The sequence below is a fragment of the Archangium sp. genome (assembly GCF_045802675.1).
GTDB lineage: Bacteria > Myxococcota > Myxococcia > Myxococcales > Myxococcaceae > Archangium.
In genome coordinates, this window is record NZ_JBJMQO010000086.1 from 1 (window position 1) to 13,614 (window position 13,614).

The 13,614-nt window shown below is 71.4% G+C and carries 2 protein-coding genes; both read right to left on the bottom strand.

The window, feature by feature from the left end:
* Nucleotides 1-6,494 (bottom strand): amino acid adenylation domain-containing protein (locus ACJ8AN_RS24780; protein ID WP_407757927.1); only part of this gene is annotated, 6,494 nt, incomplete at its 3' end.
* A gap of 19 nt (nucleotides 6,495-6,513) precedes the next feature.
* Nucleotides 6,514-13,614, bottom strand: a complete 7,101-nt coding sequence (locus ACJ8AN_RS24785) for an amino acid adenylation domain-containing protein (RefSeq protein ID WP_407757928.1) — start codon at nucleotides 13,612-13,614, stop codon at nucleotides 6,514-6,516.

The window sequence follows — 13,614 nt, forward strand, 5'->3', positions numbered from 1 at the left end:
AAGTCGATATACGCCAGGTGCTGCGGTAGCACGCCGGAGCGAGGAGCGGACGTCGGCTCCTGGGCCAGCGCTTCCTGCACCTCATCGAGGAGGACGGAGCAGAGGCCCTCGGTGGGCAGTGCGGAGAGAAGAGCGCGCGTCGTCACCAGGACCTGGGGCCTGGAGTCCTCGAGCATGAAGCAGAGGCGCTCGCGGGGGTAGGAGGAGTCCAGGGGAACGTAGGCACCACCGGCCTTGAGGATGCCCAGCAGGGAGACGATGAGCTCCAGCGAGCGCTCAACGCACAGGGCGACGCGGGAGTCGGGGCCGACGCCCTGCCGACGCAGGAAGTGGGCGAGCTGATTGGCGCGCTCGTCCAGCTGCCGGTACGTCAGGCGCTGGGAGCCGAACTCGACGGCGATGGCGTCGGGCCGGAGCGCGGCCTGCGCCTCGAACAACTCGTGGATGCAGGAGTCCTTGGGATAGTCGGCGGCGGTGGCGTTCCACTCCACCAGCACCTTCTGCCGCTCTTCCGCCGTCAGCAGCGAGAACTCCGACAGCCGCCGCTCGGGCCGGGAGATCACGTCCTCCAGCGCGGCCGCCCAGTGATTCAACAGCCGCTCGATGGTGGCGCCGTCGTAACGCTGGGTGTCGTACGTCAGGTGCAGCCCCAGCGTCTGGCCCAGCGTGACCGCCGCGTCGAGCGGGAAGTTGTTGTGCTCGTATGTCTCGATGTCCCGGACATCGAAGCTGGAGCCGCGCTCGCGCACCGCTCCGTCCACCGGGTAGTTCTCGAACACGAGCAGGCTGTCGAACAGCGCCGAGCCTCGGGGTACATCGCTCCAGCCCTGGATCTGCATGAGCGGGGTGTACTCGTACGCGCTCCGCTCGGTCTGCTGGGCCTGGACGCGCCGCAGCCACGGGAGGATCGTCTCGTCATCCGCGAGGCGGACCCGCACGGGCACCGAGTTGATGAACATGCCGATCATCTGCTCGATGCCGGGCAGCTCGGGCGGGCGGCCGGAGACGATGGTCCCGAAGACCACGTCGGCCTCACCACTGTAACGGCCGAGCAGCAGTCCAAAGGTGCCCTGCACCAGCGTGTTCAACGTGAGCTGGTGCTGGCGCGCGAAGGCGTTGAGCGCCGCGGTCGCGGCGGGCGTCAGGAACAGCTTGCGGCGCTCCTTGCTCCGCGCCTGGCTGCCGGCGGGCACCGCTCGGGCGGCGGGTAGCGGCGTGGGCGTGGTGAAGCCCCGGAGTGTCTGGCGCCAGTACGCCTCGGCCTGGTCGATCGGCTGCTGCTGGAGCCACTCGATGTAGTCGCGGAAGGGCGGAACCCGGGCCGCGCGCTGACGACCCGCTCGCAAATCTTCGTAGCGGGCGAACAGCTCGTTGAGCATCAGGCCGATGCTCCAGCCATCCATCAACAGGTGGTGATGGCTCCAGACGAACTGCAGCACGTTCTCGTCCAGCCGCATCACCGCCAGCCGCATCAGGGGCGGACGGCGCAGCTCCAAGCCTCGCGAGCGATCCGCCGCGATGTAGGCGGCGAGCTTCTCCTGCTGCTCGGTCTTGGAGAGTCCGCGCCAGTCGTGCTCCTCATAGGGCAGCGCCGCGCGCGGGTAGACGACCTGGAGGGGCTCGGGGAGGCCATCCCAGAAGAAGCCGGTGCGGAGGATGGCGTGCTGCTCCACCAGCGCGTCCCACGCCCGGTGGAAGGCCGGCATGTCGATGGGCGAGTGGAATGCCCACGAGAGCTGCTCGAAGTAGAAGCCCGCCGAGGGCGCGAGCAGGGCGTGGAAGAGCATTCCCTGCTGCAGGGGGGAGAGCGGGTAGACGTCCTCGATGGGCGTGGCCGGAGGCAGCAGCCGATCGAGTGTCTCCGCCGAGAGCCGGGCGAGCGGGAAGTCGGCCGGCGTGTAGCGGAGCGCGTCGGGAGCGGTGCGTCCGGAGATGATCGCGCGGAGCGAGGCGACGAAGGCGCTGGCGAGCCCCCGCAGGGTGGCTTCGGTGTGGAGGTTGGCGCTGTACGCGAAGGAGAGGCGCAGCTGGCCGTCGATGACGACACCGCTGACCTCGAGGAGGTGACCGCGGTCCGCACCCGAGGCGCGCTCGGCGCCGGCGGACTCACGGGCCAGGCCGAAGAGCGGCGAGCTGTTCGCGGCCCCGTCCATCTGTCCGAGGTAGTTGAAGGCCACCTGTGCCTTCGGGAGCGCGGCCAGCTTTCGCGTCACTTCCTCGCGGCCGAGGGAGCGCAGCAGGCCGTGTCCCAGGCCCCGGCTCGGGAGCTGGCGCAGACCGTCCCGCACGGAGCGCAGTGCATCGCCCGGGCTGGCCGAGGGCGGAAGCTCCAGGAGCACCGGGGTGACGGAGGTGAACCAGCCCACGGTGCGCGACAGGTCCACGTCCTCGAAGATGTCCTCGCGGCCGTGGCCCTCGAGGTCCACCAACATGCGGGACTGGCCGGTCCACGCGGCACAGGCCTGGGCGAGCGCCGTCAGCAGTACGTCATTGATGCGCGCCCGGTAGGCGGCGGGCACTTCCTGCAAGAGCAGGCGGGTCTCCGCGGCATCGAGCGCCGCCGTCACCATGCGCACGGAGGCGAGGCTGTTGACGCCCCCCGGCTGGTCGACGGGCAGGGGCCGCACCTGCTGGCGGGCCTCGGAGAGCCAGTAGGGCAGCTCCGCCTCCAGCGCCTCGGACCTCGCATGCGCCTCGAGCCGCTCCGCCCACGCCTTGAAGGACGTCGTCTTCGGCGGCAGCGCGGGCTCCCGGCCCTGGCCGAGCGCCTTGTACGCCGAGTCCAGATCCTCCATCAGCGTGCGCCACGACACGGTGTCCACCACGAGGTGGTGCGCGACGAGCAGCAGCCGCCCCGTGCGCTGGGGACCCCGGTGGAAGAGGGCCGCGCGCAGCAGCAGTCCTTCGGACAGCTCGAAGCTGGCCTGCACCTTCGCGGCCTCGGCCTCGAGCGCCGCGGCCTGCTCGGCCTCCGGCACCGAGGAGAGGTCGATTTGAAGGACCGAGGCGTTCCGCTCCAGCCCGGTGTTCACCTGCCGCCAGCCGCCGTTCTCCTGGACGAAGCGCATGCGCAGGGCGTCATGGTGCTGCACCAGCTTGCGAAGGGCTCGCTCCAGCAGCGCGGCGTCCACGGGCTCGCGCGTCTCCAGCAGCACCGACTGGTTGAAGTGGTGCGGCTTCGGGAGGCTCGACTCGAGGAAGGCCCTCTGGATGGGCGTGAGCGGGACGGGCCCGGTCACCACTCCCTGCTCGGCCTGGATGGCCTGGGCCGCCGTCGCCAGCGGAGCCAGCTCGGCGATCGTCTGCCGCTGGAAGATCTGCTTGGGCGTGAGGTGCAGGCCCACCTGCCGCGCGCGGGAGATGACCTGCAGACTGGAGATGGAGTCGCCGCCCAGCTCGAAGATGTTGTCGTGGATGCCCACGCGCTGCAGCCCGAGCACCTGCGCCCAGATGGTGGCCAGCTTCTGCTCGACGTCGTTGCGCGGAGCGACGAAGGCCTGCTTCAGCTCCGGGCGCGCGTCCGGCGCCGGCAGGGCCTTGCGGTCCAACTTGCCGCTGGACGTCAGCGGCAGCGAGGGCAGGGGGACGAAGGCCGCGGGCACCATGTGCTCGGGCAGCCGCTCCTTCAGGAAGGCACGAAGGGACTCGGTGCCGAGGGCCTGGGCGTCGCCAGTGACGTAGGCCACCAGCCGCTTGTTGCCGGGCACGTCCTCTCGTGCCACCACCACCGCCTCGCGCACCGCGGAGTGCTGGAGCAGGGCGGCTTCCACCTCACCCGGCTCGATGCGGAAGCCGCGCACCTTCACCTGTGTATCGGCGCGGCCGAGGAACTCGAGGTTGCCATTGGCGAGGTAACGGACGCGGTCACCCGTCTTGTAGAGGCGGGCCCCCGGCTCGGTGCTGAAGGGATGGGGGATGAAGCGCTCGGCGGTGAGCTCCGGACGGCCCAGGTAGCCGCGCGCCAGGCCCACGCCGCCCACGTACAGCTCACCGGGCACGCCCACCGGCGCGGGCTGGAGCTGGCCGTCGAGCACGTACAGCGTCACGTTGGGGAAGGGGCGACCGATGGTGAGGTGCTCCGGGTCCGCTGGCCCGCTGATGCTGGCGCAGATGGTGACTTCGGTGGGGCCGTAGGCATTGAGCAGCGTGCGTCCCTTCGTCCATCGCCGTGCCACGGCCTGCGGGAGCGCCTCGCCCGCGGAGATGATCGTCTCCAGCTTCGGCAGGCCCTCCGCGGAGAGCTGCGCGAGGACGGAGGGCGTGAGCGTCGCCGCAGTGACGGAGTGCTTCTCCAGCAGCGTGCGCAAGGGGACGTCGGGCAGCAGCTCCTCGCGCGAGGCGAGCACGAGGCACGCGCCGGCCAGGAGGGTGGAGAAGACCTCGCAGACGGAGGCGTCGAAGGTGGGAGAGGCGAACTGGAGGACGCGGCTGTCGGGGCGGAAGCGGTGGGCCGTCACCGCAGCGAGGGCGGTGTTGCACAGGCTGCGGTGGACGAGCAGCGTGCCCTTGGGCATGCCGGTGGAGCCCGAGGTGTAGATGACGTAGGCGAGGTTGTCTTCGCCGGTACCGGAAGTCGGAGCGGTGTCGGGCTGGAGCGCGAGGGCCTGGGTCTCGGAGTCGAGGCACACCTGGCGGATGCCCTCGGGCACGGAGGCGAGCAGCCCCTTCCGCGTGACGAGGAGGGAGCTGCCCGCGTCACCGAAGATGAAGGACAGACGCGCGGCTGGGTACGCCGGGTCGAGCGGGACGAAGGCGCCGCCAGCCTTGAGGATGGCGAGCATGGCCACGGGCACCTCGAGCGAGCGCTCGAGGCACAGGCCCACGCGCGTCTCCGGGCCGACGCCGAGCGAGCGCAGGTGGTGCGCCAGCTTGTTGGCCCGCTGGTCCAGCGCGGCGTAGGTGAGGGTTTCCTCACCGAAGGCCACGGCGGGAGCCTCTGGCGTCCGAGCCACCTGGGCCTCGAAGAGCCGATGGGCGCACGCCTCGCGCGGCAGCTCCGCCTTCGTGTCGTTCCACGAGACGAGGAGCTGCCGGCGCTCGGACGGGGAGAGCAGCGGCACCTCACCGAGCCGCTGATCCGGCCGGGCCACGAGCCCCTCCAGCAGGGCCTTCAGGTGCTCCATCATCCGCGCGGCGCTGGAGGCCTCGAAGAGGTCCGTGCTGTAGTCCAGCGAGCCGACGAAGCCCTCGGCGGTGTCGGTGAAGGCGAGGCTGAGGTCGAACTTCGCCGTCGCGCTCTCCACCTCCACGGTGCGCAGCGTGAAGCCTGGCTGGGAGACCTGCGGCATCGGCGCGTTCTGCAGGGTGAACAGCACCTGGAACAGCGGCGAGCGGCCCAGGTCCCGCTCCAGTTGGAGCGTGTCCACCAGCTTCTCGAAGGGGAGATCCTGGTGGGCATACGCCTTGACCGTGGTCTCCTTCACCTGCGCGAGCAACTGGCGGAAGGTGGGGGCCTCTCCGGCGCGGATGCGCAGGACCAGCGTGTTGATGAAGAAGCCGATCAGCCCCTCGAGCTCGGCGCGGTTGCGTCCGGCGATGGGCGTGCCGATGCACAGGTCCTCCTGCCCGGCGTACCGCTGGAGCAGCACCCCGAAGCCCGCGAGCAGCACCATGAACGGCGTGGCACCCTCCTGCTTGCCGAGCGCCTTGAGCGCCTCGGACAGCTCTCGCGGTAGCCGCACGGAGAGGCTCGCGCCGCGGTAGCTCTGGACGGGCGGACGCGGCCGATCCGTGGGCAGCTCCAGCACCCGTGGGGCTCCGTCGAGCTGCTTCTTCCAATACGCGAGCTGCGTCTCCAGCACCTCGCCCTGGAGCCACTCGCGCTGCCAGCAGGCGAAGTCCGGGTACTGGAGCACCGGCTCGGGCAGGGGCGAGGGCTGGCCCCGGGAGAACGCGGTGTACAGCATCACCAGCTCGCGGATCAGCACGCCCAGGGACCAGCCGTCGGAGACGATGTGGTGCATCGCCAGGATCAGCACGTGGTCCTGCTCGGCCAGCTTCACCAGCGTCGCGCGCAGTAGCGGCCCGGCGGAGAGCTCGAACGGGCGCTGCAGCTCCAGGGCGGACAGCTTCCGCGCCTCGGCCTCGCGCTGCTCCGCGGGCAGCTCCCGCAGGTCCACGTGGCGCAGCGACAACGTGGCGCTCTCCGAGACCACCTGCGTGCCCGCGCCCCCCTCTCCCGCGTGGAAGGTCGTCCGGAGGGACTCGTGGCGCCGGGCCAGCTCGGCGAAGCAGCGCTCCAGCGCGCCCACGTCGAGCGAGCCCTCCATGCGCACCGCCGCCGGGAGGTTGTACGTCGCGCTGCCCGGCTCGAGCTGGTCCAGGAACCACAGCCGCTGTTGCGCGAACGAGAGCGGGGCGGACGCGGTGCCCTTGGGACGAAGAGGAATGGCCGGCTGCTTCGTCCGCGCGTTCTTCTCGCGCAGCTTCCGCATCAGCTCGTCCTGCTTCTCCGGGGAGAGTGCCGCGATCCGATCGCGCGCCTTGGTGCTCATGAGAGGCTTCCTCTTCGAATCAGGTGGGTTCGCCGTCTGTTTCCAGGGCGGCCATCAGTTGTTCCAGCTCCTCGTCATCCACCTGCGACGCCTGCGCATCCATGACCTGGAGCGCGAGCGCGGCGACGGTGGGCTGCTCGAAGAGCCGGCCCAGATCCAGCTCCACCTCGAAGGTGGTGCGGACCCGGGAGACGAGCTGGGTGGCGAGCAGGGAGTGTCCCCCCAGCTCGAAGAAGTTGTCGTGGATGCCGATCCGCTCGACGCCGAGCAGCTCGGACCACATCGCCGCGAGCTGCTGCTCCAGCTCACTGCGTGGAGCGACGAAGGGCGTTCCCGTCTCGGTGCGCACGCCCTCCGGCGCGGGCAGGGCCTTGCGGTCCAACTTGCCACTGGACGTCAGCGGCAGCGCGGGCAGGGTGACGAAGGCCGCGGGCAGCATGTACTCGGGGAGCTGTTCCTCGAGCGATGCGCGCAACACGGTGGCCTCGACGCTCTGGCCCTCGGCCGGGACGACGTAGGCCACCAGCCTCGGCTGGCCCGGCGAGTCCTCGCGCACCAGCGCCACCGCCTCGCGCACCGCCGGGTGGCGGGCCAGGACGGCTTCCACCTCTCCCGGCTCGATGCGGAAGCCCCGCAGCTTCACCTGCTCATCGGCGCGGCCGAGGAACTCCACCTGCCCGCCGGCGAGGTAACGGACGCGGTCGCCCGTCTTGTAGAGGCGGGCACCGGGCTCGGTGCTGAAGGGGTGGGGGATGAAGCGCTCGGCGGTGAGCTCCGGGCGGCCCAGGTAGCCGCGTGCCAGGCCCACGCCTCCCACGTACAGCTCGCCGGGCGCGCCCACCGGAACCGGCTGGAGTCCCCCGTCGAGCACGTACAGCGCCACGTTGGGGAAGGGGCGGCCAATGGTGAGGTGCTCCGGGTCCACCGGCCCGCTGATGCTGGCGCAGATGGTGACCTCGGTGGGGCCGTAGGCGTTGAGCAGGGTGCGTCCCTTCGTCCAGCGCAGCGCCACCGCCGGGGGGAGGGCCTCGCCCGCGGAGATGATCGTCTCCAGCTTCGGCAGGCCCTCCTCGGAGAGCTGCGCGAGCACGGAGGGCGTGAGCGTCGCGGCGGTGACGGAGTGCTTCTCCAGCAGCGTGCGCAAGGGGACGTCGGGCAGCAGCTCCTCGCGCGAGGCGAGCACGAGGCAGGCGCCGGCCAGGAGGGTGGAGAAGACCTCGCAGACGGAGGCGTCGAAGCCGGGCGAGGCGAACTGGAGGACGCGGCTGTCGGGGCGGAAGCGGTGGGCCTTCACCGCGGCGAGGGCGGTGTTGCACAGGCCGCGGTGGATGAGCAGCGTGCCCTTGGGCGTGCCAGTAGAGCCCGAGGTGTAGATGACGTAGGCGAGGGTGTCCTCGCTGGCGCCAGCGTCCGGAGCGGTGTCGGGCTGGAGCGCGAGGACGTGGGCGTCGGTGTCGAGGCACACGAGCTGTGCGCTCGCGGGCAGCTCATCGGCCAGCTTCTCCTGGGTGACGATGAGCGGCACGCCGGCATCCGCGAGGATGAAGGACAGGCGAGCGGCCGGGTAGGTGGGGTCGAGCGGGACGAAGGCGCCGCCGGCCTTGAGGATGGCGAGCATGGCCACGGGCACCTCGAGCGAGCGCTCGAGGCACAGGCCCACGCGCGTCTCCGGGCCCACGCCGAGCGAGCGCAGGTGGTGCGCCAGCCGGTTGGCCCGCTGGTCCAGCGCGGCGTAGGTGAGGGTCTCTCCCCCGAAGGCCACGGCGGGAGCCTGGGGCGTCCGGGCCGCCTGGGCCTCGAAGAGCCGATGGGCGCATGCCTCGCGCGGCAGCTCCGCCTTCGTGTCGTTCCACGAGACGAGGAGTTGCTGGCGCTCGGACTCGGAGAACAGCGACACCTCACCGAGCCGCTTCGCCGGCCCCATCAGGCCTTCCAGCGCCGCGCGTGTGTGCGCGAGCAGCCGCCGGGCGAGCTCCGCGTCCAGACGCGAGCTGTCCACGGTGAGCTTCAGCAGCAGCTCGGGGCCGGGTAGGACGACGAGGTTCAGCGGGAAGGTCTTCCGCTCCAGCATCTGCACGTCGCGGATGTCCTGGCCTCCGGCCCGCTCCCGCACCGAGTCGTCCACCGGGTAGTTCTCGAAGACGAGCAGGCTCTCGAAGAGGGGAAGCCCTCGGGGCAGCTCGCTCCAGCCCTGCACCAGCAGCAGCGAGCTGTGCTCCTGCTGGCGGAGCTCCAGCAGTTGCGTCTGGATCCCTCGCAGCCAGGGGACGAGCTCCTCTCCCGGCGGCAGACGGACCCGCACCGGAAGCGAGTTGATGAACAACCCCATCATCGACTCGACGCCCGGCAGCTCGGCGGGACGGCCGGAGACGGTGGTTCCGAAGAGGACGTCCTGCTCGCCGCTGTACCGGCCGAGGAGCAGCCCCCACGCGGCCTGCAGCAGCGTGTTCAGCGTCAGCCCGTGCTGCCGCGCGAAGGCGTTCAGCGCCGCCGTGGACTTCTCGGGGACCGCGAGCACGTGCTCGACCATCTCCGGCGCCTCACGCCGGGTGCGGTCCGCGGCCTTGCCCGGCAGCGGTGTCGGCGCGGTGAGCCCCGCCAGCGCGTTGCGCCACCAGGCCTCGGTGCGGGCCGCGTCCTGCTGGCCCAGCCACGCGATGAAGTCGCGGAACGCAGGCCCTCGTTCCAATCGGAGCGCCTGTCCCCGCTGGAGGGCGTCGTAGCTGCCGAACAGCTCCTGGATGAGCAGACCCGTGCTCCACCCATCCAGCAGCAGGTGGTGCAGGCTCAGGACGAAGCGGTACACGTGCTCGTCCAGCCGCATCACGGTGATACGCATCAAAGGGGGACGCGACAGCTCGAAGCCCCGCGCATGGTCCTCCCGGAGGAATGCCTCGAGCTTCGCCTGCTGCTCGGAGGCGGGCAGCCCGCGCCAGTCGTGCTCGTGCCAGGGCAGCTCGACGTGGGGGTGCACCACCTGGAGCGGCTGCGGGAGCTCCTGCCAGAAGAACGCCGTGCGCAGGATGGGGTGCCGGTCCACCACCGCTTCCCACGCCCGCCGGAACAGCGGCAGCTCCAACGCTGAGTGGAATGTCCAGCCGAGTTGCTGGAAGTACTCGCCCGTGGAAGCGCCCACGATGGAGTGGAAGAGCATTCCCTGCTGCATCGGGGAGAGCGGGTAGAGGTCCTCGATGGGCCGTCCGGGCGGCAGCAGCTTGTCCAGCGCGCCCGGCTCCAGCCGCGCCAGCGGGAAGTCGGCGGGGGTGTAGCGCAGCGCGTCCGGAGTCGCGCGCCCGGCGATGAGCGTGCGCAGCGCCGCGAGGAAGCCCCGGGCCAGCGACTCGATGGTGGCCGGCTCGTGGACGTTCTCGCTGTACGTCCAGCTCAGTCGCAGCCGCCCCTTGATGACGAGCCCGTTCACCTCCAGCAGGTGACTCCGGTTGCCCCGGGCGCTGACGGTGGAGCCGCTCTGCTCGCGCGCCATGTTGAACAGGGGCGAGCTGGCCGCCGTGGCATCCAGCTGGCCGAGGTAGTTGAACTGCACCTGGGCGCGGGGCAGGGCGCGCAGCTCGCGCACCGTCTCCTCCTGGCCGAGGTGCCGCAGCAGGCCGTAGCCGATGCCCCGGTTCGGCATCTGGCGCAGCCCGTCCCGCACCGCCCGGAGCGTGGCACCCGGGCTCGACGCCGCGGGCTCCAGCAGCACCGGCACCACGGCGGTGAACCAACCCACCGTGCGCGACAGGTCCACGTCCTCGAAGAGCTCCTCGCGGCCGTGGCCCTCCAGCTCCACGAGGTGCCGCTGCTCGCCCGTCCAACCCGCGAGGGCCTGGGCCAGCGCCGTCAGCAGCACGTCGTCGATACGGGCCCGGTAGGCGGCCGGCACCTCGCGCAGCAGCGCTCGCGTCTCCTCCTCGTCGAGCGACACCGACACGTGCCGGGCCGAGGCCGCGGTGTTGGCCCCCGTCTTGTCCACGGGCAGCGGGCGCACCTGCCGGCGGCTGTCGGAGAGCCAGAAGGCCCGCTCCGACTCCAGCGCCTCGGAGCTCGCGTGCGCCCGCAGCTTCTCGGCCCAGGCCTTGAAGGACGTCGTCTTCGGCGGCAGCGTCACCGGCTCGCCCCGGCGCAGTTGCTCGTAGCCGGTGCTCACGTCCTCCAGCAGCGTGCGCCAGGAGACGCCGTCCACCACCAGGTGATGGATGACGACCAGCAGGCGCCGCGGCTGCCCGGGGCCCAGGTCGAACAGTGCCGCGCGCAGCAGCGGGCCCTCGGACAGCCGCAAGCTCGCCTGGAGCTTCGAGGCCGCCTCCGTCAACGCCGCCCCGCGCTCCGCCTCCGGCACCGCCGTCAGGTCCACCCGCTGCAGCGGCACCGGGTTGCCCGGCCCGCTGTTGAGCTGCTCCCAGCCCTCGCCCGTGCGGAAGAAGCGCATGCGCAGCGCGTCGTGGTGCTCCACCAGCGCCCGCAGCGCCTGCTCCAGCAGCCCCGCGTCCACCGGCTCGCGCAGCTCGAGCAGCACCGCCTGGTTGTAGTGGTGCGGCTCCGGCAGGCCCCGCTCGAAGAAGTCCTGCTGGATGGGCGTGAGCGGCACGGGTCCCTGCACGGGTCCCTGCTCGCCCAGGGCGCTCTTCGCCGCCGTCACCGTCGGCGCCAGCTCGGCGATCGTCTGGCGTTGGAAGAGCTGCCGCGGCGTGAGGTGCAGCCCCGCCTGCCGCGCTCGCGCGACGACCTGGATGCTGACGATGGAGTCGCCGCCCAGCTCGAAGAAGTTGTCGTGGATGCCCACGCGCTCGCGCCCGAGCACCTTCGCCCAGAGCTCCGCGAGCTTCTGCTCCACCTCGTTGCGCGGAGCCACGAAGGCCCGGCCCTGCTCCGCCTGCGCGGCGTCCGGGGCAGGAAGTGCCTTCCGATCCACCTTGCCGTTGGGCGAGAGGGGGAGGGACGCGAGTGGCACGATGGCCGCGGGCACCATGTGCTCGGGGAGCTTCTGCTCGAGGAAGGTTCGCAGTTCCGCGGTGGGGAACCCGGGAGCCGCGATACCCTCACCCCGTCCCTCTCCCGGTGGGAGAGGGGAAGTGGGCACCACGTAGGCCACCAGTCGTTTGATTCCCGGCGAGTCCTCGCGGACCACCACCACGGTTTCGCGCACCGCTGGGTGCTTCGTGAGGGCCGCTTCGATTTCTCCCGTCTCGATGCGGAAGCCTCGCACCTTCACCTGCGAGTCCCTCCGCCCCAGGAACTCCACGCTCCCGTCCGCCAGGTAGCGCGCCACGTCTCCCGTCCGGTAGAGCCGTGCGCCGGGCGAGCCGCTGAAGGGGTGGGGGATGAAGCGCTCCGCCGTCAGCTCCGGCCGGCGCAGGTAGCCGCGCGCCAGTCCCTCGCCGCCGAGGTACAGCTCGCCCGGGACGCCCACCGGCACGGGCTGGAGGGACTCGTCCAGCAGGTAGAGCTGCGTGTTGGAGATGGGGCGGCCGATGGGCACCGTCCGTCCCGGCCCCGAAGAGGGGCAGCGCGCCGAGGTGGCGTCGATGGTGGCCTCGGTGGGGCCGTACAGGTTGACCAGCGTGGCCGAGGGCAGCCGCGCGCGCAGCCGGTGCTCCAGCTCCACGGGCAGCGCCTCGCCGCCGCAGAAGAGCCAGCGCAGGCTCGTGGCCCGGGAGAGTCCCTCCTCCTCCAGCAGCACTCGCAGCAGCGACGGCACGAGCTGCAACACCGTCACCTGTCCGCGCGTCACCGCCTCCAGCAGCGCGCCACCGTCCCGGTGCGCCTCGGGCGCGGCGATGACCAGCCGCCCACCGCACATGAGCGGGGCCCAGCACTCCCAGACCGAGGCGTCGAAGCTGAGCGGCGTCTTCTGCAGCACACGGTCCGCCGCTCCGAACGAGAACGCGGAGAGGAGCCACGCCATGTGATTGCCCAGCGAGCGGTGCGTGACGATGGTGGCCTTGGGCTGGCCGGTGGAGCCCGAGGTGTAGAGCACATACGCCGCGTTGTCGGCGCGGACGCCCGGGTCCGATGCATCCGTGCTCAGGCGGGAGAGCTCCTCCCACTCCGAATCGAGGCAGAGCGCGGGCGTGCCCTTCAGCGGGAGCCGCTCGCGGAGGTGCCGCTGGGTGAGGAGCACCGCGGGCGCGGAGTCCTCGAGCATGAAGGCGAGCCGCTCGGGCGGGTAGCCCGGGTCCAACGGCACGTAGGCGCCGCCGGCCTTGAGGATGCCGAGCAGCCCCACCGCCATCTCCAGCGAGCGCTCCACGCACAGGCCCACGCGCGTTTCCGGGCCCACTCCGCGCTCGCGCAGCGCGTGGGCGAGCTGGTTGGCGCGCTGGTCCAGCTCGCGGTACGTGAGCTGCTGGCCCTCGAACTCGGCCGCCACCGCGTCCGGCGTCCGCAGCGCCTGCGCCTCGACGAGCGAGTGGATGCAGGCCTCGCGCGGGTAGTCGGCGCGCGTGTCGTTCCAGTCCACCAGCACCTGGCGCCGCTCCGCTTCGGTGAGCAGTGGCAGCTCCGCCAGGGACCGCTCGGGGTGGGCCACGAGCCCGTCCACCAGCAGCCGCAGGTGCTCCATCATCCGCGCCGCGGTCGCGGCATCGAAGAGGTCGGTGTTGTACTCGAGCGCGCCCGCGAAGCCCTCGGGCAGCTCGGCCAGCGTGAGGTTGAGGTCGAACTTCGCCTGGTGGCCCTCGCCCCGCACGAGGCGGAACGTCAGGCCCGGCAGCGTCTGGGCCGTCTTCGCCTCGCGCTGGAGGGTGAACATCACCTGGAAGAGCGGCGTATGGCTCAGGCTTCGGACGGGCTGCAGCTCCTCGACCAGCTTCTCGAAGGGGACGTCCTGGTGGGCATACGCGCCCAGCGCCACCTCTCGCACCTGGGCGAGCAACTGGCGGAACGTGAGCCGCCCCGAGGGACGTGCCCGCAGGACGAGCGTGTTGGTGAAGAAGCCGATCAGCTCCTCCAGCTCGGAGCGGTCGCGTCCGGCGATGGGCGTGCCCACGCAGATGTCATCCTGGCCGCTGTAGCGGGAGAGCAGCACCTGGAAGGCCGCGAGCAGCGCCATGAAGGGCGTCACGCCTTCACGTCCGCACAGCGCCATGAGCGCCTGCGAGGAGGCCCTCGAGAATTGCAC